Genomic DNA, 25,283 nt, shown 5'->3' with positions numbered 1-25,283 from the left:
CGTACCGCGATCGTCTTTCGAAATCCCAGGCCTCGTGACCGTCCCGAAACCGAACTCGCTGCGGCGCATCGCTACCGCCATACTTCGGCGCCGATTGCTCTGGCTTCTCCAACGCCTCGGGCGCTACCGCTCGGGGATCGGGTGCACTGCCGGACTCGGCCGCGCCCAACGCGTCGGCGAGAGCGCGGACTCGGTCGTCGGCTGTTCGGTAGCGGTCGACAGCTTCGACTGCCCGTCGTTCGTGCTCGTCGATGCTGTTGTCGGGGACCTGCCTGAACAGCGAAGTTGCGTTGTCGGCGCTTACCAATGCGTCGAACCACTCCGCGACGGCGTGGAAGTGGTGCACAAGCAACCGAAGTCGATCCGACCTGACGATGGGATCGGGTTGATAGACGACGGCGCGCAACTTATCGAGCCGGACAACCATGTCGCGCAACCTCTGGTAGCGCTCCTCATCCTCGGGCAACGCCGTCTCGAGCCAATCCAATGCTGCGGCATTACGTTCCGCAACGAGGCTTTCGCGCAACAACACCAGCCGTTCAGGGTCGACAGCCTCCAGCAAGACGGCAACGGCAGGGTCGCTACCGGGCGGAGCGGGTCGCGCCGACCGGTCCTGGCCGGACGCGCCGACACGGAAGTCGCGATGACTGGTCCACACAACGCCGTCGGCGTCGGCGACTTCGACCCGCTCGCCGTCGGCGTCGAGGAACATGCCGAACACCGGACGCCCAGCCGACTCCCGCGACTCCACGAAATTGGGTTGCAACACTCCCTTGCCCGGGTCTCGCCGCTCGATCCGGACGGTTCCGTCCGCGTCCACCCGACGAACCAGCCAATACATGTGGCCGACATCCCCGCGCCCCCTGCGCTTTCCGGAATGCGTCGGTTCGAATACCAACAGGCCCACGTCCTTGCCACTGCCCGGGTTCTCCTCATCGCGCCGCGCACCCCACTCCTCCAACCGGGCGACGGCCTCGCCGATGTTCGTGAAAGCTTGCTTGCGACCGCCCATCACCTTTTCGATGCGACTGACCCGCATCCCCCCGAGCCCAGCGGTGAACTTGTCGAGACCAGCCCTGCCCGTCACCGCGCCGACGTCGTGCATCGTCAACGGACCACACAGGTAGTCCTCGTGCGACCACGGCACAGACGGACGCGCATACGCCCCGTTTCCCTCGGCGGCGGGCGCCGGAGCGGGCACTTTCTGCACCAACCGCCGCAGGAAACTTCGGCTCCCATACGCGACGCGCAGTCGCGTATGCTCCCAGTCCGCCATGGTGTGCGCGAACTCTTCCGCGCCGAGTCCATGCGACAGCCCGTATGCCACCCGCGCCGGATCGTCCAACGCCAAAGAGGCGTCCCGTGCCCCGGCTACGCCCCCCTCCGCCAGCACCTCCTGTTCCTTCCACTCCTTTGCCGGGTCGCCATCGACGAAGACATAACGCGGAAGCAGCCACGACCAGCCGACGAATGTAAGGGGCGACGGCGGCAACCCGCGGCTGTGAAAAACGTCGAAGGCCCTATTCATTCCCGCTATCAAGCTGCCGCGAGACCTGGTGATTCCGCGAGACCGATCCAACACATGAATGAACTCGTGACGTAGGAGATGAGAGATCAGGCCCCCCGGCGACCGGCCCCACCAGAAGGTCTCCCGCCCGTTCTGCAGTGTCTCGGCGGACCATTTCCGGTCGGTCACCGCCTTTCGATCGATCTCGATGACCGAGTAATAATTCGCGTGTGTCGCGGTATAACTGGTCCCGAAGGAACTCGCCAGTCCCACGGCTTTTTCCGAGATGCGGTTCAACACATCCGGATCGACGAAACGCACTTCCCGAAGGTTGTGCCTGCCACCGTATTCCGCGATCAGGTCACGCAACTCGCGGTCGGCGGACTCCAGAGCGTCCACCAGAACGTCCTCGGCCTCCCATCCGAGCAACCGGACATGGTGATCGTCGTACAGTTTCTCGACCACCCGTCGCTTGGCCTCGAAATCCCGTGTCGCCTGGTCCGGAGGCTCGGACACCTCGTCACCGTCGACTCGGCTTCGCGCCGGCTCATCCACAGCACGCGGCTCTTCGAAATGCGCCCAGGCTTCCCCGTTGGGCTCGACCCCCGACCGCTCGGCGGCCTTCAGCGACCGGTAGACCTCCGCCCCCACCGCGGCGGCACTGTGATGCGGGACAAGCTCTTCTACACCCAAGAAGAGTTCTTCAGGCAACGGCCCCTGCATGCGGTATTGATTGCATTCGACAGATACAGACAGCGATCGGATATCGGCATCCTCCGACCATCGCACCGTCAGTAGCACCCACGGCGTCGACAAAATGCGCCGAATGGAGACGTGTTCCATAGCCTGTCCGATGCGAGCGCTCTGAAATGCTCCGTCGAACCCCGCCAAGTTTCCGAACTGTTCCAACTCCTCCGGTTCAGGGAATTCCCGGATGAATTCCAGTGCACCGAGTCCGGCGTTACGCACCACCTCCATCGCCGCGGCGATCCGACCTGGGTCACGCCAGCCCCACTCCCGCAGCTTGTCCCCCAACGCCGACGCGGCAGCTTCGACCGCCCCTGCTTCACCCCAGCTGAACCCCACGGTCGCTTCGCGCTGGTCTGCCGACCAACTCTGAATTATTTGCACGGGATCGGATTCATTCGGATCCGAAGTGTCGACACGATGTTCCACCACGGCATCGTGTGTCACGATGGCCCGCTCCGAATGGCTTACCGACTCCGACTTTTCGACGTAGAGGATCTGCGCCGCGGAGAGCTCCCAATAGTCGTCATCGGGAATCTGCCCCTGCAACCTGTCCATCTCGGTCTCGGCTCGCGCCTCCGACCGCAGCGCCACCAGGTCGGCTGCCGCCGCGGCGGCAGCTTCACGCAGACTCCGCAACGCTTCCTGCCGACTCAGTACCGCGGCAGCATGCTTCGTCAACAGCCGGTGCCGAAACGGCGCCGCACCTTTCGACACCCCACCAAGTTCCTCGAGCCGGCGAACCATCGCGGCGACCTCGCGGTAACGAAGGGTCGCCGTTCGCAAGTCGGTGTCGTAGCGGTCCGCGTCGAAGACCCCTTGTTCGTCCAGGCGCTGCCGAGCGGCTTCCAGCTCTTGTTCGAACCGATCCGACTGCAAGGCATCCAGGTCGGCGCCTGTCTTCGCAACCGCCTTCGCCAATTCCGCCGCTGCCTCGGCCCGTTCGACGACCAAATCCTCGTGTGCCGACCGAAATACTTCCGGAACCGCATTCGGCCCGACAGGTTCTCCAGACGGCGGGACATGTACCTGGCCAGGCGCAGCCGTGCCGTCACCGACCCATGGAACGTCCTCCCCGCCCGAGAGGAGCGCCCCGTCGCGTTGTCCGCGGCCGATTCGGGGCGCCGGCTTGCCCTGGCCGCCGCGACCAGGCTCCGGCACATCCTCGACCTCCGAGCTGTCGTCGCCGGTCGATGGGAGGCCAATGGGGTCTCCGAGGCTGCGGGGCGGCCTCGGCTGCGGCAATCCGGCCCCATCAGCCGTGGCACGGACTGATTGCAGTTTCGCACGCCGACCGAACAAGCCGCGGATCCGGCCCCCGCCCGGATCCGGCCGCGCGCCGATGTTGGTGTCCTCGAAGTCGACACCGACCTGCCCCGGTTCTTCGCCGTCGGCGAGGGGGAGGGCGGCGGTGCCGTCGGCGTTGAAGACGAAACCGAAGATGCCGGCCACACCGTCCGGGCGCACCCAGTCGTCGTAGTCGACTTCGACACCGTCGTCATCCACGACGACGACGCGGTCGCCGACGAGTTTCACGCACACCGCGTGGGCACCTACGGTCATGTCCCGGAAGCCGTCGAAGACCATCACCGCGACCACCGCGCCGCCATTGGCGATCAGGTGTGCGCGGATGTCGTCCATCGAGTCGAAACCGCCCGGATGCCATGTGGCGCGCAGCAGTTTCGCCGCGTCGCGGGCGGTCACCCCTTCGGTGCCCGCGACGAAGCCGGCCAGTCCCGGCGGGATCGGCGCACCCACCGCGTTCATCGCGGCTCGGCCTGCCATCGGCAGGCAGTTGCCCGGCAGGACCCGGCGGTCGGAGTCGGGGGGCAGGAAGTCGGTCGAACTCAGTGAAAGGCCTTCGGTGGCCACCGATTCCGAGGTTCGGTCGGCCAGTTCGGCCAGACCGGAGTCCAGGTGACGATCTTGCTGGGCCAGCATCGCGGCCAGTTCGTTGCGGCGGGTCGCCATTTCGGCCAAGTCGCCGTAGCCGATCACCTTCGTAGCTGCGAAGCGCAGCGATTCGTGCCGCGGCAGCAGCAGGTCCCGTAGCGCGGGCACCCGCCGCAGGGGCAGCCTGCCCTCGACGAGTTCGCTGCGCAGCACGTCCGAATCCGAGTCCCGGACCAGCTGCTCCAGCTCTTTACGGGCCTTTTCCCGTTCGCGGCGCAACGTCCTCGGGCGGGTCTCGCTGTCGGTGGGCGCCACCCCGAGCCAGGCGGCGAGCACTGCGACCTCGTTGCCGACCCCTGCGTGCAGACCGGCGACCTCGCGTCGGCGCACCACAACGCTCTCGAGTCGTTGCGCCTGGGCCGACAATCGGTACCCGAGCAGGTCCCAGCTATCGTAATCCACAGCGGCACTGTGCAATTCGTGCAGACTCAGGTACCGCTCCGCGGTGTCGAGCTGTTCACCCGCGTCCGGCCCGATCCGCTGCACCCAACCGCGAACCGCGGCGGGGGTCGCAGCAGGCTCGCTCCACCCCGGCAACTGCGTCACTGCCACGAAAGCTGCCCTGAGCTGTTCTCGCAACGCCGTCGACACATGGTCCGGCCGCGGCGGGAGTTGCTTGTCACCAAAGCGTTTCCGATGGGCGCGGTGAGCTTCTGTGTACCGGGTGCGCGCCACGCCGCGCTGGGCGGCCACCTGCGCCAACGCGGCTTCGGCGGCGTCGATCCGGCGCACCCGATCGTCCGCGGCGACGAAGGCATCGAGCACCCGCAGGAGCGTGTCGAGGTCCTCCAGCCGCCGCACTGTCGCTTCCCACGCCAGGCCGGCTTCGCGGTCGAACAATTCCACCGCTGTCGCCGCGATCAGGCCCGGTGTCAGCTGTTCCGGCGACACGCCGAGCATCGCGGCGATACCGGCCAGCTTCAGTACCCGTTCCTCGTGCAGCCGGGCATGTTCGGCCCGCAGGTCCGTCCGGTCGACCGGCTCACGCAGGGCGGCACTGGTATCGGAGAACTGCTCCCTGGCCGTACCACGCGCCACCAATGCTTCGGCCCTGGCGCGCAGCAATTCGGTTCCCACGGTGACACCGGCCGCGTCCCGGACCGCACCGACCGGGTCGAGCGCCAACTCCTCCAGTCCGGTGCGCAACTGTTCGCGCAGTTGCGTCAGCTGCGCGGCCCGTTCGGCGTCGGCGGCAAGATCCAACTGCTGCCCGATCGGTGCCCGGAAGTTCTCCAACTGCCGGATCCGGCCTGCCACCGCGTCGAGTCGAGCAGCCTGTGCGGTCAGCCGACGGATACCGTCGACGGACCCTACACCCTGCTCGAACCGCGCCCGGGCACCGCGCAGCGCCTCGGCCAACGCGCCGATCTCCTCGGCCCGTCCCTGCAAGCGGCCGGCTTTCGCGACCCACTGCATGATCTTGTGCAGCCGCTCGAATTTCTCCTCCACCTCGCCGTTCGCCCCTCGCCGGTTCGCGAGTTCTTCCTCGACCGCGTCGTCGTCCATCAGCTCTTCCGGCGATATCCCGAACCACGCGGCCAACGCATCACGTGCCCCCGAGAGCTCGGTGAACCAGAAATGCCAGGTCAGTGACCCGGGAAGCAGCAGATCCGCCACGACATCCGCCGCATCCACGGTCGTGTCCAGTCCGTAGTGGCGGCGATACAGGTCGATATAGTCCTCGAGGTCGCCCCGGAAGCGCTGTGGCTCGTCCCGCAGGTCGCCGTACAGGGCAACCAGCTGCGGCGGCAGCTCGAACGCCTCCGCTTCGACGGTGGCGGCCGCGGTTTCGGGATCACCGGATTCAGGGTGTGGCTGGTCGCGGGGTGCGGTCGGCAGCGTCGAACCATCGCCTTCCGGATCGGGAACAGTGGCCGATGGCTTGTCGGCGTGCCGTTCGATCTCGTCCAGCGGGCTGCGAGATTCGGCTTCCAACTGGTCGACGGACGGGTCTGCGTCCTGCTCCTCGGCCATCCGTCCGGGGTCTGGCTGTCGTCCCTCAGTGCCGTCGCCGGGGGCGTCCGTGTTCGACGGGTCCGACGGATCTGGTCCCGCTCCCAGCTTCGGCGCCGGACCTCGCCGTGCCTGTACCTCGGCGGCGAGTTCATCCTCACGCACCATCGCCGAGCCGTCGGCATCCAGGCCCGCCACGTGGACCTCCGCGAAACCGACCCAACCGGAGACCACCCAGTCCTCGACCGCCTTACCGCGCAGCAAACCACCTCCGGCGTTGTCGAAGACAACCACCTCGCCCACCTCGAAGGCCTCACCACGCGCCGAGGCAGGCAAGGCGTTCATCTTCCTGGCGAAATCCTCATCCACCCTCGCCACAGCGAAGGCGTGACCGAGACCGTTACCGTCCGGGTCGACACCGCCGACCAAAACCCCACCAACTAGGCGTACGTGCTCGACCATGGCGGCCAGGCCCGCGATACCGATACCGAAGTGCTGCTCGGCCCAACCGATATTCATGCCCGCGACGAACTCGACCTTGTCCATACCGGACATCGCGATAGCCTGATCGTTCCAATCCGCCGGGGCCATCGCCGCGCCCGCGCTGCCGGGGGCGGCATCGCGGACGAACCACTGCACCAGAGGACCGCAGTTGAACGGACCGCCCTTGACATCCGGCGCGTGCCCGGTGACGTTCATCCACTCCGCGACGCCATCGCCTTCCGGCGGCAACGGCAAGCGGCGGGCCTCCGGATCCGGCGACAGCCGAGGGGGCTCCGGGGGTTCAACAGTCCGCGGTGCGGGAGCGTTGCGGGCGGCACCGGCAAGCTTGTCGAGCGTGATCCGGTGCCATTCGCCCCAGCCGACCCGCTGCAGCGCCGGGCCCAGCGCCTGCAGCTGTTCCCGCAGGTCGTCTATTTCCGACCAGAGCATGCCTTCGGTGTCGAAGCCGATGTCATAGCGGGTGTTTCGGTCGACGATATGCACCCGGTCGGTCAGCGGGCCCAGCACCTGCTGCAACAGCGTGCGGTCGAGGTCCTGGAGCAGCGACCGGTAGGAGCTGTCGAACCCGGTCGAATACTGCGGCGCTTCGGTCCGGCCGGAACCGTGGAGCAGGCCGTAGGCGGCACGGTGCAGCTGATCCGCATCGGCGGTATTTCCGGCTCGCAGTGCACCCGCACGCTCCCGGGTCAGCGTGTCCAGCCGCGCCCGGACCTCGGAGTCCATCGGGTGCAACGGATTACGGCCGAAAAACACGAAGCCTTCGGCCACTTCGACATCCACGCCTGCGTTCGGCCGGGCACCCTTGATCTGCGTACCCCAGTCGACGACGATGATCCGCCCGCGCACGTTGACCATCGCGTACACATGCGCCCCGGCCTCGCCCCGGTAGTTGTCCGAGATCAGGATGGACGCGCCGTCGCCGAGGGCCGACAGCACCCGCCGCATCTGTTCGTCTCCACCCGGGAATCTGCGCAGCTGGGCGCCGAGCACTGCGGCGGTCGCGTAGTTCGGGGTGCCCCGTTCGCTGTTGTCCCAATCGAGTCGCCCGATGTCCGGATTGCCGGTCACGGTCGCCAGCACCATCACCGCCGCCGCCGCACAGAATCGGTCCAGGGCGCCGGGGCCGACCGCAGGGTCCGGCAGCGCCTCGACGGCCGCGGCGATCTGTCGGTCCAGCTCGCGCACCTGCCCGTCCAGTCGCTCCAGCTCGGCGGCGAGCAGGGCCAGCTCGGACCACGGTTGCGTGGGCATCGACGCATCGGCTGCCCGCTGGAACTCGTTGTCGCGTTGTTGCACTGGGGGCATCGGTGTCCGACGCAGCTGCGCCAGCTGCTGCTTGCTCAACGTCCGGGAGTCCAGGCCGAGTTTCTTTGCCAGTTCCTGGTATTCGAGCGTAGTGACGTGGTGGTCCAGCATCGCCGTCAGCCGCTGCGCGGCGAGACCGTCCAGCCGCCCGAGAGCATCATCGATACGCCCGTGCTGCTGCAGCTGAGCCTGGGTGGCGGCGTAGAGCCGGAACGCCTCTTCCCGACGCTGTTCCAGCGAGCTGGTCGGGTCGAACTGCGGGGCCGGGTCCCAGTCGCCGTCCTTCGGATGAACCGGACCGTCCGGACCGTAGAACGCGCCTTCCAGGATCCGCCGGTCATCGGAGTCGGGGACGAACGGCGCCACTTCCCCAGTGCTGCGGTCGATTTCGAGAATCACACCGTCGCGGTTGGTCAGCACGTAATAACGGACCCCGGTCGCGGACGCGTCCACCACCAGCGCAGCAGCACCCGGGCCGAGGTGCACCAGCTCCCGCACCAGGTAGTCGTGGCTCGGATAACGCAGCATCCGGGCATCGAGGCTGCTGGGCACATCCCCGGGGGAACTACCGAAGGCCACGTAATCCGGACGCCGGACGTGCTCGTCACCGACAACGTCGGCCAGCGTCTGCACCGCCGCCACAGCTTCCGCGTGGTGGCCGAGGCCACCCTCACGGATTCCCAACCGCGCCACAATGTCTTCCAGCTCCTGGGCCGCGGCCGCGACCCGTGCCCGGGCTCGGTGGTGGGTGGCGACATCCACCGTTTCCGGGTCCTGGGTCGCCAGTGCCGCCTGATCCGCCAGCGCGTCGGTATGCGCGCGGCTCGCCTCGCGCAGCCGCAGGTGCAGTTGCTCCTGGTCATCGAGCGCCCGCAGCTGATCGGTGGCCTCGGGCCGGGTCGCCAGCTGCTGCCGCAGTTCAGCCAGGGGCCGATTCGGGTTCAGACCTGCTTCGAGGGCCAGGTCAACGATCAGATCGTCTCGTTCGCGGCGCAGGCGGGCATACCGCAGATCGGCGGTGTAACTCGCCCCAGCCAACCTGCTGACCTGCTGCAGGTCACTGTCGACCTCCCCGCCGATCGGCGGCAACATCCCACCCAGCCGACCATCCGGATCGGCAACCCCCGCCCGACCATCGCTCTCACCGTCACCGTCACCAATCGGCGGCAACATTCCGCCCCACTCAGCGTCACCGTCACCAATCGGCGGCAGTTCCCGCCCGATCCGGGTGCGCGGCTTGTCGACCCCGGCTTCGCCGTTGTTCTCGGTGTATTCGGCCCGCCCGTGCTCCGGTGGCAGCAACGGAGTGTCGTCCGCGAAGCGGAACATCGCGTAGGCCCTGTGCACGTCGGGCCGGTCCACGCCCCACACGTAGCGGGTGTCGACCTTCTTCGCCTTCGGGCGTTCCAGAGTGCCGGTCGTCGCCTCGGTTCGCACCCAACGCCGTTCGATGATGATCGGGCGGCCGAGGTGGTCCTTGCCCTGGTATTCCAGTTCGTAGGTGTGCGCGCCCACCACATTCGCGGATTCGGATCCCCTGGCATATTCCTCGACCACCGTGGCCACCGCACCGGGGAACATCCGGGTCAGCTGCAAGGCGATCTTGTCCACCGCGGTCGAGGTTTCGGATCCGAGGCCGCGCGGATACCACAGACCCTGCCGCGCCTGCGGCAGGTCGTCGGATTCGAAACCGAACCACACACCCTGCATCCCGGCGCTGAACTCGTCGGCGGACCACCCGGGCAGGTTCGAGCCACGGATCGACTCCGGATCCACTCCGGCATTGATCATGACCTGGTCGGCGCAGTCCGCGGATTCGCCTTCCAAGGCATGCTCCAGCAGCGACAGCGCCCTGGACCGGTTCGGCCCACGGTAGTCCGCGAGCCCCTCGAAATCGGCCGGAACCGGTCCCGGCACTGCCGACAAGCCCCCCCAGGCTGCGTTGTCGGCCTCTGTCCGCAGGTCGACAACGGGTGTGCCGACCCACCGGTGCGGGTCGTAGAGCCGGCGGGTCGGTGCCCAGCGCCGGGTTTCTTCGGTCACGTCGGCCCCGAACTCATCGGGCTCGGTCAACACCACCAGCGCCGGCTGATCGGCGTCCTCAGTGGACAACACGTCCAAGAATTCCGGTGCGGCAAACGCGATCCCGGCCGCCATGGGCCTGCGCTCGTCACGACGGTGCACCGCGATGTGATCGGCGGTGTCGATGTCGCCGAAGGCCAGCACCATTCGGTCGATCCGCAGCAGGTGCACCGCCGGATGGCCGGGCAGCCGCACCGCCTGCTGCTCCGCTTCGGCCAGCTTCGCCAGTTCCCGGCTGATGTCCTGGCCGGCGGCCTGGCGCCGGGCGAGTTCGTACCGGTTGATCCGATTGCGCCAGCGGACGGGCAGACTCGCCACGTCGACGGCGTGGTCCGGCAGGCCACCGGAGACCAGCGCCCACCGCTCGTCCTCGCTCAGCGCGACGAAAAACTCGCCGACACTGTCGAAGTCGTAGACCCGCTGCCAGATCCGGTCGGCCCGTTCGCGTGCCCCGGGCGCCGGCAGGTCCGGCAGCACCGGCCGCAGTCCGACCTCGGCGGAATAGTGCGCGAGGTCCCGGTCGAGCTGTTCAACCGCTCCGGACGACTCGAGGTACTCCTCGGCCGCGGACTGCAGGTCGTGCAGCGCCAACAGCCCGCGGATGTTCTCGTGCAGACCGGGTTCCCACCGCGAGCGCGGAGCCACCGCCTCGAGCAACTGCTCCAGTTCATGACGGAAGAAGTGCCGCGGTGCGTGCCCACCGAAGAAGTCGGCCAGCCGCCGGGCGCTGAGCCCACCGCGCACCTGCTCTTCGAAGAACCCGATCCAGTATTTCGCCACTTTCGGCCACAGTTCGACCGGACCCAGATCCTCCGTCTGCCAGTCCAGCCGCGCGGCGGCCGCTTCGCCCTTGCCGAGTTCTGCTTCCGCTCGGCTGTGCTGCGCCAGGCGCTGTCCAGCCACCTCGTCGAGATGCCGGGCCAGTCGGGTCAGCCGCTCCAGCTCGTCGGGATCGGTTTCCGCCCGCAGCCTGCTGTCCAACTCGTCGACGCGCGCCAACAAGATGTCCGCGGTGATGAACTCCCGTTCCGCCGCAATAAGCCGGTCGGTCTCTTGCAGCCGGGGGCCTGCGCCCGGATCGCGGTTCAGAGACGACAGATCGAGAACCAGCTCGGTGACCCGCGTCGGCGTCAACTGCGTCGGCAGTACCTTGCACTCCCGGGCGAAAATCTCGGCCAGGCTGTCGCGGCGCGCCTGCAGCCACGCCAACCCGTGCGGACCCAGCACCGATTCCCGGGACAGCGCCGGGTACAGCTGTAGCTGCCGCTCGTTCAGGAAGCTGCGCAGCTCCAGCAGCTTCGCCCCCAGGACCGGAGGTTCGGGTTCGGATGCCGGGTCGGGCTCGGGTTCGACCCCCGGATCCGACACGGGGCGCAAGTGCCGATCCGGCCGAGCCCCGATCGGTCCCACCGGACCACGGCCGGACGGCCCGTCGCCGTCCAACGGAAGGTCCGGTTTGCCGTCCGCACCGAAGACGATGCCGTGCACCTCTCCGACGCCCGCACCCGCCAGGCGCACCCAGTCGTCCACGTCCGCACCGCGGATCAAACCGCCCACGGCGTTGTCGAACACCACGATCTCACCGACGTGCAGGCCCAGCTCCGGATGCCGGGCGGCATAGTCCTCGGTGACCTTGAACACCGCGAACGCGTGTGCACCCTTGCCAGGGAACTCCATCGCTCCGGCGACCAGCCCACCGTGCGACCACACATGGCGTACTACCCCCGCCAATCCTGCGGAGCCGACCCGGAACCGATCACGCGCCCAGCGCCCCTTGAAACGTGCCGCGAACTCACCGGCGGTCATCCCGGCCTCGCGGAAGCGGAATTCGTTCGAATCTGCCGGGTCGATGTCCGCACCGGCCGCGCCAAGGAACTCCTTGACCTGCCACTGCACCAACGGCCCACAGTTCTTCCGGCCGTCATCCAGATGCGCGGCCGGATCCACCCAACCTCCGGCGAACACCCCGTCGTTCACCACTTCGGTGACCCGCTTGCCGAACACCTGCTTCGGTTCGACGGTCTCCCGGGACGGCAGTGTTTCCGGTGGGGTGCCACCAAGTGCCTCGATGGCCTCATGCACTCGGATTCGGGTCTCGGTGCTGCTCCATGGATGACCGGCAATCGCATGGGCCACGGTGGCGGCCGGGATACCCAGATGATGAGCCACCGCATGCACCGACAAGCCGTGGCCGAGTTCGACACCTGGCAGCTCGGCGAGTTCCAGGATGGCCCGGCGGACCCGCTGCCGGGTTTCGGTGGACACCCCGGGCAGGTCGTGGACGACACGGTGCACGGTGGTGGCGCCGACCCCGGCGTGCCGGGCCACCGCACGCCGGGTCGGACGGTCCCAGCCGGCCGTGTTCGCCTCGAACTGCTGCTGTCGCACCGCTTCGGCGACGGTCCTGGCCACCATGCGCAGCGTTTCCGCCGCCCGTTCCCGGGTGATCCCCAGCTCGTCGGCGGTCTCGGTGATCGTCTTTGCTGCTCCGAATCGGAGTATCGCGGTGTCGCGCAGCTGCGCGGGCAAGGCCTCGAAGCCCTGCCGGATCGATATCGGATTCGCTTGCGCCAACACCCGCCGGTCGCCGTCGTCCTCCGCGGCGTCGAACATCCGCCGCTGGAAATCGGAGAATTCGCGCCGCAACGGGTCGATATTCTCGACTTGCCGTGTCGATTGGTAATTCCGGGCAAGCACGGTCGCGTCTTCCCCACGCGACACGGCTTCGGCGATTTCCGCATAGCCATGGATACGCAACAGGTGCCGCGCGAACTGGCTCACGATTGCGGTGCCGTACTCCCCCTGGACGGCTGCCCACCACAGACCGTTGCCGCGGACCTCTTCCATTCCCAGCATCACATCGCCGGGAATGCGATCACTGGGCACTATCCGATGTCGCACGGTCTGCTCGGAACCATATCTGGCTTCGACGGCCGCCAGCTCGGTGCGCCCGAAGATATCGATGACATCGCCGTCGGGAGTGAGTACTCCGCTGTGCGCCGGTACCCAGTTCCCGTCCTCGAGTCGGTCTATCGTGACGACATCCCATCCGGTCATGCTGCGCAAGGCACCAGCCAGAAGATGGCAGGCAGACCTACCGAGCAGTTCCTCGGCCTGCCAGTCGACGACATCAGCGGTGAGAACGAGGCTGGAGTGCCCGTTGGCTGTGGGAGACGCGAGATCGAGCGGTGCCGAGCCCGAGAATTTTGCGGTCAGCGCATGCCGGTACCAGTCCGGTCGCACCTCCCGCGCGGCCGGCGCCGCGACTGCGCCGGCCGCCATGACCGCCTCGGCGTCCGCCACAATATCGGCGAGTTTGCTGAACGAGCTGCTGTCGACAATGGACTCCAACTCCGCGATCGCCCGCAGATCCGCATCCGTGTTCTCGGATCTGCCCCGTAGCTCGGCCACCAGCTCGCCGAGGTCGATGTCATCGGTATCGGCCTCGACATTCATCTCCCACAGGATCGCGTCTATCTGCCGTTGCAGCCTCCGCCCTTCTCGCGCCGTCTCCTGATAGTGCGACACCAGGTCATCCAGCGTGCTGCGGGCGGCATCGCCCAGACGGTGCTCTCGATCACCGTGGCGATCGAATACGAAGCCGCGCAGCGGTACTCGTTCTTCTCGGGGCGTCGGCGCGAATTCGGTGCTGGTAGCGCCGAGGACCCCCACCCGTCGAATCCCATGGCCGCTGTTGACCACAACGTAGCTGCCGTCGTCGTCCGAGTGATCGTCACAGATGACTACCGCGGCACCAGGTCCCAATGTTCCCAAGATATCGACCACGTCGTCGTAGTCACCGAATTCCTGTGGCCGCGAACCCAACGCGGCCGCCAACTCGAACACCGGCGCCCCGACATAGCCGACGTCCCGGGTCAGCGGGCGGATCTCCGGATTGCCGGTGACCGCCGCCGCAGTCGCCACCACCGCGGGCCCTTCGGTATTGCGGATCGGCGGATCGGGCAGCCGCGCAATCCGGGTCGAGAGCCAACTCAGGCCACCGTCGAGACGAGTGATCTTCTCCTGGACAGTGTGCAGCCGGGATACCACCTCGGCGATCGCTTCGGGGGGTGGATCCGGCAGCCGCTCAGGATCCAAGCCATGCTCGGCCGCGTATAGGTCGCGCTCCAACCGAAGACCTTCGAAGTCCAGTTCGGCCAACACTCGTTCACCGTGCAGCGCGTGCGAGCGACCCGATACTTCATACACCCCCCGGTATTCCTGCAGCGCTTCCGTCAGCACCCGGATCTGCTCGGCACGAGCGGGTTCGATCTCACCCGGCTGTGCTGCCCGCAGTTCCCGAAGAGCCTGCGCCAGTGATTCCGGGTCCTGCCGTTGCGACGCGAGCCCCAGACGCGCGGCCATGTCGAGGACGCCTTCCCGGACACCGGCCAAGGCCATGTCCAGCGCGTAGAGCCAACGGAACTCCTCGACCCGCGCCACGGCGCGCGCCTGAGACCCGACCACCTCGGGACCCGGCGGCTGCCCGGGCTGCGGAGCAGCCTCGGCACTGGGCTCGTCGCGGGAACTTCCACCATCGGAAGGCTCCTGTCCCAGCGGCTGAGTCGGGCTGGAAGCCCGATCCCCCATCGGCGATGTGTGGGGTTCGGGTGGGTTCGCGGCAGGCGGCTGGGTGAGAGTCACCACCACCGAGCCTGTCGCAGCGCCTGTGTCGGCGCTGACGGCTCCGGTCACCGTCACGGCGGTAAATCCGTAGCGGGCGGCGTTGCCGCCGAGCTCGGTCGCCGCCGCGGCAGCTTCGGGGGAACGACCCGACTCGATACCGCCCAGGAAAATCTGGTAGTCGAAGTCCCCCGGCAGCCACATAGGTTGTATTGCCCGGACGTGGTGGCCGACGGCCTGCCACAGTTCGTCGAACATCACGTCGCTGGGTGGAGTGTTGTCCGTCGGAGCGAGCAGGATACTCAGTATCCCCTCGCTGTCCACCTCACCGTTGATTCCCTCGAACGGGCCGGACCCGTCCCAGCGGTCGTCGGAATATATGGCCACCGGGGTGGCGTCCACCTCGGTGTCCAGGTAGGCGAGCAGTTGGGTGTGCTGCTCGACTTCCCCGATGCTTTCGAAAGTGGTTCGCAGCGCAGCGAATTGGTCTCGCAGCTCGACCAGCTCGGAACGCGATGCGCCTTCGGTGAGCAACACGCACCGGCCGTTGCGCCAGCCCAGCTTGTCGGCGATCGGGCCGACCAGCTGCCGCCAGGCCGCGGCGGCCGGTTGCTCTGGCTGATCGGTGCTGAACAGATGCTGCCAGTCGGCCAGTCGGGGGTCGGCCAGCGCCTGCTGCAGCACGGCGGCGCCGTTGCCGTGCCCGGTGAGGTCGATCCGCGGCAGGGTCAGCATCGGATCACGGTCGGCAATCCTGCGCCGCAGCTCGAAAATACCGACCAGCTCCGCCACCAGCTCGTCCGCCATGTGCCCTTGGGCGACGACGTCTGCCCACAGCCCGCCCGTCGCGGCCCGGCGATTCTCCACTGTCTCTTGCAGCGCGTTGTGCAGCATTTGCGTGGTCTGCGGGCCGCCGAACACGTGTATCCGGATCTGCTCGGCTGTGTGCACATCATTGAAAGCCACCAGCGCGGGTCCCCAGCCGTCGTAGCTGTCCACCGACAACACCGTGAGCTCCGCCTCGCCATGGCCGATCCGGGCCAGCGCCCGCCTGGCCCGGTCCAACACGTTCACGGTGGCGGTGAAGCGCTCGTGCCACCGCGGTGCCGCTTCGCCTTCCGAAAGGCCGTCCACCTCCGTTTTCTGGTTCCGCAGCACCTCGACATGGGCGTCGTGCCGCCACCGCCACGGCACTCCGGGGAGCGTCCCGATGTGACGGAGTGCGCCCCGGACAATCGCCTCTTGCAGCTCGTCCAGTTCTTCGCATAGGTCGGCGATACGGCGGATGATCTCCGGGTCGGCGTCCGCGGCGCCTGCGATCCGGTCCAGCTCCCGCACCGTCTCCGCGGCGGCGAGCTGCTCCCCTGGCGAGAGTTCGCGACGCTCGTCGGTGGATCGGGAACCGCTTTCCAGCACAGTCCATTCCGTCACACCGTTGGCTGAATCCACTTCACCGAAACGTAAGTCGCTCAGGAACGCGGCCTGCACGACATCTCCGCCGTCTCCTGCGCCGTCGAGCAGGGTGATGAGACCGGTTTCGGCGGGAATTCGCTCTCGCCGACCGGAATTCATGGTTCTGACGAACCGCTTCAGGTTGTCGATATCCTTCTGCAGCCGGGTTTCCAGCACCACGTCCAGCTGCCCCGGTATGTCGGCAGTGAGTTCCAGCCGCAACACCGCCAGGTACGCGGCCGTTTCCGACAACTGCTGTTCCTGCTGGAATCGATCCATCGTCCAGCGAATGTTCTCGGCGAGTTCGTCCTCGTCCCGCGCGGTGTCGGGAACGAACACGGTCGCGATCCCGGCGGTGCGCGGCCTGCGGAACGCCACCTCGATCTGGATCCGGTTGTGGACCGGTGTCCCGTCGGCTGCGGTGTCCGGGAGATACCGGTAACCCAGCAGCTGTACCGGCAGTGCCGCACCCATGCTTTCGCCTCGGTACCCCACCTCCTGCAACACCAGGTCGACCTGCTGCAACAGCACCAGCTGCTGCCACTCATGCGGTTCGAGCTCTTGCCGGCCGACCTCGTTCAGCCGGGTATCCAGCCTGTCGTAGTCCTCCCGGAACTGTGGGATCAGGTCCTCTCCCGGTTCGGGTGCTGGACCGTCGTCCCCATCCGGAGGCGTTCCCCACAGCGGCAGGTCGCGCTTGCCCAAGCCGGGTACCGGCCTGGGTTCGCCGCCCGGAGTGATGGCGTCCACGGCACGCTTGCCCGCGCCGAATTCGATCGCGAAGACCCGTTCCGGGTCGGCCGGTTTGTGCTTCCACTCCTCGAACCGGACCAGCCGCTGCACGTGCTTGTCCTGTTCGAACACCCAGACCTGTTTTTCGCGGTCGCGGAACACCACGAAGAGATGTCCGGCGTCCATCCCGGGCCATTTCACGGCACCGAACATCGCCCCGCCGTGCTCACCCACATGGCGGTAGATCGCGTCCACCGATGCCATCTCGCGCACATTCGCCCCGGCTGCCACCATGACATCGCCCAGAAGCACCCCGCCGACCAGCGCGGCGTCCGCGTCGAAGCCTTCGACGCGGGACAGGTCCACATCCAGCCCCAGCTCATCGGCGGCGAACCGGAACCCACCCAGCACGCAGTTTCCGACCCCGTCGGCGGCGATGCGTTCATATCCGACGACGCCCTGGTCGCCCGCGCTGCCCGGTTCCGGCAACCCGGGGTCGTGTTCGGCGACCTTTCTCTCGAAGTCGTCTTGGCGCGGGTAGAGGTGAACGACTTCGCCCTGCTTGTCGATCGCGATGACCTCGTGCAGGCCAGGGATCGCCGGGCCCTTGCTCAGCCACGATGCGAGCTCGTCGATACCGACGCTGGTGTGGGCCAGGTTGACCACGATCCGGTCGGCCTGCTGTTTGACGACGACCTTGTACCGAATCCCGTAGAGAACGGTGTCGAGGTTGCCGGTCACCGGTGTGTAGCAGTCGAAAATCCGCGCCCCGTGCACCGGGTCGGTGATCAGGTAGTCCGGATTGCGGCTGCCGGGCACCTCGGGGTTCTGGGAGATCGCATAACCGTGCCGGGCCAACACTTTTGCCGCATCCGCTTCGCCTTGCAGCTGTTTCAGCTGTGTCGGGTCGGTGAGCCCTTCGATCGAGGTGGGATAACCTCGGGGCTTCGCGTTCGGGTTGTAGTCGGTGAACCGGCTGGTCGGCTCCCACTGGGCACGGCGCTCGGCCTCCGACATCGGGCGCGACGCCACCGGAGCCTGCGCACGCGGTGAGCGTGGCGCGAACTCGGTGATCCGGACGGGCGGGCGGGCAGGCTGCGGCAACCGCTGCTGTCGCGCCGAGCCGGCGGTGAACTCGTCGAGGACGACCATCGCTCCGCGCGGATCACGCAATCCCACTCCGCGCAAGCCGTCGCCGAAATCTTTCTCCTGCAACGGATACACGGCCAGTCGCACCGACTCGGCACCGGAACGACAGGTCAGATATTCCGCCTCCAGCTCGGTGCTGCCGTCGGCCATGCGCCGATGGTTGACCACCGCCCTGGCCCGCAGATCGGTGTCGAGCTTGTCCTGGGTCTGTCCCCCGGACAGTTCCGGATGGGCGTGCCGGGCCAGGGCCCGGGCAAGCTGCGCGATGGCACGGGACCGTACCGCTATGGCGAGCTCACCTCGGTGGACCACGCGCAGATGCGAGGTGCGCTCCAGCAATACACCCAGCCACTTCGGGAGCTCCAGCGATTCGTGGAACTCGAATCGGATCTCGTATCCGGGTGCCTCGCTGTCGACCTCCACCACCTCGACCTCGGAGGTGGTGATCACCGGGTTGTCGAGCACCGCGGCGGGCAACCGCAGGCCGTTGCCGGTGCGAACGACGACCTGCACACCCCGAGCAGGCCGTTGTCCGGTTTCGGTCAGCGCCACTGTGATCCGGCCGTCGGTGTGCGCGACCATGTGCTCGATTACTTCGGCCAGGATCACCCCGGCATCGTCGACCGTCGTCGAAGCCCAATCCGACAGCTGATGCACCAGCCAGAGCCCCACCTGCCCAGGCTCCATCACCCCCACGGCATCCGGGCGCACCACCAGTTCCGCGGTCCGGTCCCCCCACGGCGCGGTACCGTCGCCCGGTTTCGACTGTGGCGCCTTCTCGGAGAGCGCAGACTCACGTGCGGTTCCAGCGGCTGGGTCAGCGCGGCCGGGGTCCATGCCGGTGATCTGGCCGACGCGCGGGCTCGGGGCCGGCGGGGCGGTGAACTGAGAATCCGGGTCCAGTGGGTCGGCAGGGTTTCCTTCGGCGTCGACGGCCAGCGGCTCGGCCGGTTTGCCGTCCGCGCCGAGTTTCACACCGTGCACGGTGCGAACCAGGTCGGCACCCTGGGCCGGGGTGAACTCGCCGACCAGGTTGCCGGTGCGGTCGAACTTCACCAGCTCGCCCTCGTGGTTGACCACGAAATAGGCGTGGAAGTGGTCCTCGCTGTAGGACTCCACCACCAGGACACTGCGCCCCGAAGCGTCTTTCCGCTGCCGCTCACGCTCCTGCTCGGTCAGGGGCTGCCCTGCTTCGGCTCCGGTCAGCCATGCCTCGACCTCGGACAACCCGTCGACGCCCGCGCCGAAGTGGCCGAGGTGCCCACTGGCCTGCCACGACATCGCCGCACCCGGAGTACCGCTGTCCTCGGCGCTCGTGGTGGCATGGTCGACCGGTTCGTCCGGCAGCGTGACCGCACGATCACTGCCCAGCACACTGCGGTACCCGTCGCCCAGCACCGCGCGGTAGTAGTCATTGGCGGCCTGCCCAGCCAACGCCACACAGTCGCCGTCCGGCTCCGGCAGTGCGACCGGACGCGGCCGGCGGGTCGGGACGATGCGCTCGGCTTCTCGCGCCCTCCGAGCGCGGTAGATCTGGTCGACCTCTGCCGCGAGCGCCACCTGCATCCGCTCGGCACCCGACTTGTCGGCCCGCCGCACTTCTTCGGCCGCACGGCGGTATTCGGTGAGAGCCGGGCCGATCGCGTTGAGCGCATATTCCCTTGCGCCCCAGGCTCGCAACCGCTCCACCGTCGCGGCCGGATCGGAGAGCAACGCCGCAAGTGTCGCCTGGACGCCCGCCCCGTCCCGGATCGCCTTGGGCAGGCTGTCCCGCAGCATCTCGGTCACATCGGCGAGCGTCCGTCGTCCCTGGGCCAGCGCAGCATCCGCCTGCTGGTAGTCCGCCAACGCCGATTCGACCGATGCCAGTGCCTCGGATGTCGCACCGTGGGTCCGGAACCGGTCGATCGTTCCCTCTGGATCGGCCAGCAGAGCCGATGCGAGCTGTTCCCTGTCCATCGTCGGCCGCATCGCCTCGGGCAAGCCGGCGCGTGCCATGCTCACCGCGTCGACCAGGGACAGATATGCCTGCTTCCGGGCGCTGTCCGACTGTCGATACCCCGTCACTGCGGATCCGACCGCGGTGAGGGCGTATTCCTTGGCGCCCCAAGCCCGCAACCGCTCGGTGGTGACCTCCGGATCAGCGAGCAGCGCCGCGATGGTGTCCTGGACTCCCGCTCCGCTCCGGAGCAAAGCGGGCACAGTGTCGCGCACCATGTCCACCACGTCGGTCAGCGACCGCAACGCCTGTCCCCGCTCGATGTCCAGTCCGAGGCGGTCACGCCAACTCTTGCTGGGCGGGACATGCGGCACGCTGCCGTGCAGCGCAGGCAGATCCCCGACCCGGAAGTCCGCGTTCCCTCCCCGCAACGGCTCGACGCGGCCGGTGAGCGCACTGAGAAACGTCCCGGACGCAAGTTCGCCGGTGGGGTCCCAGGGCGGCCGCGACGACGGGTCACCCAGGATGGCTTCCGGGGCAAGGCCCTCGGGCAGCCCCATCCGAGTCGGGTCCAGCAGATCGAGGGTCTGCTGCAGCCAGTCGTCCAACTCCATCTCAGCTTCGAGGTACCGCCCGACCATGAGCCCCGCCTGCGGGTCGGTGTCCGCCATGGCGGACAGCTCCCAGCCGTCACGAGCGGTAGGGCCGAGCTCACCCAACCGCTCGGCCACCCTCTCCCAGGCCTGACGGCGAACGCATGCCTTCGTTTCCAGGTCATCGCGCCTGAGCTGCAACATGTCTCGGCGCCGCTGCAAACGCTGCTGTTTCTCCAGCGCCCGCCTCCGCTCCGGTGAATCCGGAGCGTCCCGCTGCAACAGCTCGACTTGCAGCTCGGCTTCCTGCAGTTGTTCGTGGATCTGCCACAGCTGTCCTTCCAGCTGCTCCAGCACGCCCAGGCGCACGGTGTCCACCAACGTCAACTCGGACACCGACGTCTGCACGATATCCAGGGCGGCCAGCCGCCGCACCACCCTGTTCTCGTCCGGCTCTTGCGCGTCGTCGGGTTCCGGACCCAGTTCCGCATTACGGGCCGCAACCCACTCCGGGGTCAGCTGCTGCTCGGGGACATCTCCGAGCAGTCGCGCCAATTGCCTGACCAGCTCCGTCCGGCGATCGTCCAGCTGCTGCCCCACATCGGCGGGCAGATTGTCCGGGTGGAAGCCGAATTGCCCACTCGAGCGCGACAGGAGTTCGTAATATTGTTCGCGCTGTTCGGTTTCCGCCGTCCGGAGGGCGATCAGCTCACTGCCCAACCCGACCGTCGCGGTGTTCGTCGGAGTCTGCGCGGGAACGTGAACGGCTACCGCGCGCAGCTTGTCGTCCAGTTCGGTTTCCAGCGCGTCCAGTCGATCCAGGGCTGTGACCACCTCGCGCAGCCGCACGAACTTCTGCACCTGCGTGCGCAGCTCGGCGGGCACCTGCGCGGCAGTCACCGTCATCAGGTCCACTTCGGCCAGCTCCGGGTCCAGTTCCAACTCGAAGCCGAGCAGTGCGAATTCTTCCCGCAGCTGCGCCTCGACTTCGGTGTCCGGTCGCACTTGTTCGGGCCGCCAACCGTATTCCAGGGCCAGGAGCACCTGTTCCTGCCCGGGTCCGTCACGCATTTCGGCTCGCTGGCGCGCCGCCAGTGCCAGTTCGGCAACGTCCTCGGCCTGGACGCGGAATCCCTCGGTGTGCGCACCGGCCAGGTATTCCTCGGCCAACCGGGCCTCCACCCGGTCGAGCCGCTCGATCCGCTCCTCGAGCCGATCGGCCTCGGCCAGGATCATCAGGTCCTTGTGCAGGTCGGGCAGGGTGCCCAGGATGGCCTGCGCCTGCATGTCACTGGGCTCCAACGCATCCAGTTCTTGTTGCAGCCGCAGCGGATCCGACTGCAGCGTCCCCCGATCCAGACCCCGGATCTCCTCCAACCACATAATCTGATGTCGGTACATGTCCTGCAGGACTTTGCGCCCTGGCGAGGAGCGTTCCAGCGCGACTTTGTGGCGCCTGGGCAGCAGCTGTGCATGCAGCCGTTCCAATTCCGCGACCTCGGCACGCCGCAACGCGACCAGCGACTGCGGTAGCCGCCCGTTGTACGGCTCCCCGGCTTCCGGCGGCGGCAGTGGCAACACCGGCCGGTCACTGTCACCGATCCGGCTGTCCCGGGCAGCGGGTCCGTCCTGGTCGTCGTCGCCGGGCTGATCCGGTGTGGCGGCGTTGTCCGCGGTGTCTTCCGACAGTGCGGCCACCGGAGTCGGCGACGGAACTGCCAGCGCCACCTCGGTCAGGCGCAACTCGTCATTCAGTTCCTGTTCCCGGGCTTCGCACTCCCGGGTCAGCGCGAGCGTCTCCGGATCGGTTTCCGGATCCACCCCGTAGAGGTCGGGTCGCAGCTCGAGCAGCCGCTCGTCCAGCCGGTTGCGCGCCGCACGCCAGTTCTGCAGCCGGATCTCCAGGTTGGCGCGATGCCGGTGCAGCTGTTGCTCCCGCTGCGTCAACTGCGTGTATTCCGCGGTGGCGTCGGTGAGATCCGCTCCCTGGCGCTGCAGCAGCTCGAGGCGGCGTTGCGCCTGCCGCTTCTGGTCGTGGGTCAGCCACAGGTCCGCCTCCAGCTGCTGGAGCACCTTCAGCCGCTCCCGATCCTTCGCCACGAACTCGGTCGCGGCCTGGGTCACCATATCCAGGCGGCCCAGCTCCCCCAACACCTCGACCAGCTCCGGGTCGTCCACGTCGAGGTCCAGCTCCAGGTTCTCCTGGGCAACCCATTCCGGTGTCATCTCCTGTGTTGTGACGTCATGGCGCAGGGTCGCCAAGCGGTTGGTCAGCTCGGTCCGCTGCTCTTCCACCCACTGCTCCACATCGTCGGGCAGGTGGTCCGGGTGGATACCGAACCGCCCACCCTTGGCCAGCAGAAGCTGATACAGCGGTTCCCACGACTGGGATTCGCTCAACCGGAACCCGATCAGCTTGCGGCCCAACCCCACCACCGTGCTGTTCGGCGGCTGTTCCGCAGGCCGGTGGGTGACCACGGCGACGAGTTTGTCGCGCAATCGAGCTTCCAGCGCAGCCACCTGTTCCGCGTCGGCGTCGAGCTGGCGCAACATCGTCACCAGCGTGCGCATCCGCCCGAATTCCCCGACCTGCGGTGCCAGTTCCGCAGGCACCTGCGCCGCGGTCACGGTGTCCAGGTCCACCCCGGACACGCCTGCCGCGTCCAGCACCATCTCCAATTCGACTCCGGCGACGGAGAATTGCTCCCGCAGCTTCGCCTCGGCTTCCTGGCTCGGACGCGAATGCCCGGACGGCCAACCATATTTGGCGTCACCGAACACCTGGACCGGGGTAGGTTCCCGATCGAGGATCTCCGCCCGCTGCTGCGCCAGCTCGGCTATCTCGGCAACCGTCTCGGCGTGTTCCAGGAATTCCGCGCGGTGCACACCCTTGCGGAATTCCTCGTCCAGCCGCCCTTCCAGCTGGTCGATCCACCCGATACGCGCGGCGAGCCGATCGGCCTCGGCGAAGCGCTGCATGTCCCTGTGCAGTCGGACCAGCGGCAGCAACTGCTGCACAGCAGGACCGAGCTTCGACTCCAGTTGCTGGTATCGCACACGGTCCTTACCCAGTGCGTCCACTTCCCGTTGCAACCGTTGTGGATCGGACAACGAACCCTGCTTCAGGTCACTGCCTTGCTCCAACAATGTGATCAGGCGCAAGTACTGCTCCCGCAGCGAGTCGCGCGCCACCGATTCCGGCTTCAGCGCCTCCTCGGGCCGGCTGGTCAACAGCTCCGCCTGCAGCCGCTCGAGCCGCTGCACGTCATCGCGGCGCAATACCACCAACGGCTGCGGCAGCAGCCCATCGGACGGTTGCTCCGGCTCCGGTTCCGGCAGCGGCGGCCCGTCTCCGTCGCCGACTCCGCTGCCCCCGGAATCAGGCCCGTCGTCGTTGTTGTCGGTGGGCTCGGGCCGCTGCGTGGTGCCGTCCTGCGCCGGGGCGAGGTCCTCCGGGCCCAGCTGCACGACGGTGCCGAATCGGTCGATGGCGACGACCTCGTGCAGCCCTACGATCGGCCGGTCGCCCAGCAGCCGGACCAGATCCGGGATTTCGACCGTGACATCGTTCAGGTCGAGCACAACCCGCCGAGCCCGGGCTTCCTCCATGACCTGCTCGACCCAGGAACCCAGTCCGTTCACCCCGACCTCACGTGGCGTGATCGGTTCGAACACCTCGCCGTCCAGGCGCAGTTCTTCCCCGCCTTCGACCCGGAAGCCCGCACGGGACAGGGCCACCGCGGCGGGCCATTGCGACAGCAGTTTCCGCTGCTGCCAGATGGTGGCCACTTGCCCGCGGATGCGGGACAGGAACCCGGCCACCGCGCCCGCCTGCCCGCTGTCGCGGCGGCCGAACCGCAGCCCGCGGACCCGGCCGTGCGGCGCGGACCGGGCGATAATCGCCTTCCGGTCCCGGCCCTCGACAAACGGCTGCCCCTCGACCCGCTCGCCGACGACGATGCCGAGTATCCGGCCCGGCTTCATCTCCGCCCGCGAGTCGAACCACTGCCGCACCTGTTCGTCGCCGACCCAGCGCTGCTCCTTCCCGCCGACCATCTCGAACACTTCGACCTTGCCGTCGGCGCGCTTCTTCATCCCGAACGCGTGCGCGCCCTCGTCGCCGAATTCCATAACCCCGGCCACCGCCAGGCGGTTCTTCGAATTCCTGACCAGATCCCACGCAGTGCGCAACCCGGCCGCGCCGAACCCGAAACCGTCGTTCTTCCACTCGAACCCGACCCCACGCGCGATCGCCTCTTCCAGCACGCCCTGTTCCCGGGCATCTCGCGAATCGTCCAGCCCTGGGCCGATTACTGCCTTGATCTCGGCCTGGAACTCGTTGATGAACGTCACCATCGGCGGTGCACAGTTGAACAACGGGCCTTCCCGGAATTCCTTCGGGAAGACGAAAGTGGTGGTTTCGGCACCGAGATCCGGCAGGTCGGCAGTCGCGACTCGACCGGCCGCCGGAACATCCGTCGGGATCCCGACGCCCTGATCGGCCACTGCTATGTCCGACTGCCGTCGTTTCGGCGGCTCGTATCCGAGCCGTTCGGCCACCTGCAGGATTCGCTGTCGGTTTTCCTCGGTGATCGAGGTGGCGTGGCTGAACGCCCGCTCGACAGCGGCCTTGCTCACCCCTGCGGTGGCCGCGACTTCGAGGACATTGACCTTCCCCGGCGCACGTTGGACAACGCGCAGCTGCGGTGGCACCTTCTCGGCCAACTCGAGCGCGCCCCGCAAC

1 protein-coding gene (cut by both window edges) is annotated in these 25,283 nt (G+C 67.6%); it reads right to left on the bottom strand.

The whole window is internal to a LacI family DNA-binding transcriptional regulator gene (locus OHB12_RS33240) on the bottom strand: the coding sequence, 109,764 nt in all, runs 18,695 nt past the left edge and 65,786 nt past the right edge, and what appears here is coding positions 65,787-91,069, spanning codon 21,929 (partial) through codon 30,357 (partial); reading right to left, the first codon wholly in view occupies nucleotides 25,280-25,282. Both codon boundaries (start and stop) fall beyond the window edges.

The organism is Nocardia sp. NBC_01730, assembly GCF_035920445.1.
In the GTDB taxonomy this organism is placed as follows: Bacteria; Actinomycetota; Actinomycetes; order Mycobacteriales; family Mycobacteriaceae; genus Nocardia.
The sequence above is the reverse complement of the archived record's forward strand: the minus strand, read 5'-3'. Positions and strand labels throughout refer to the sequence as shown.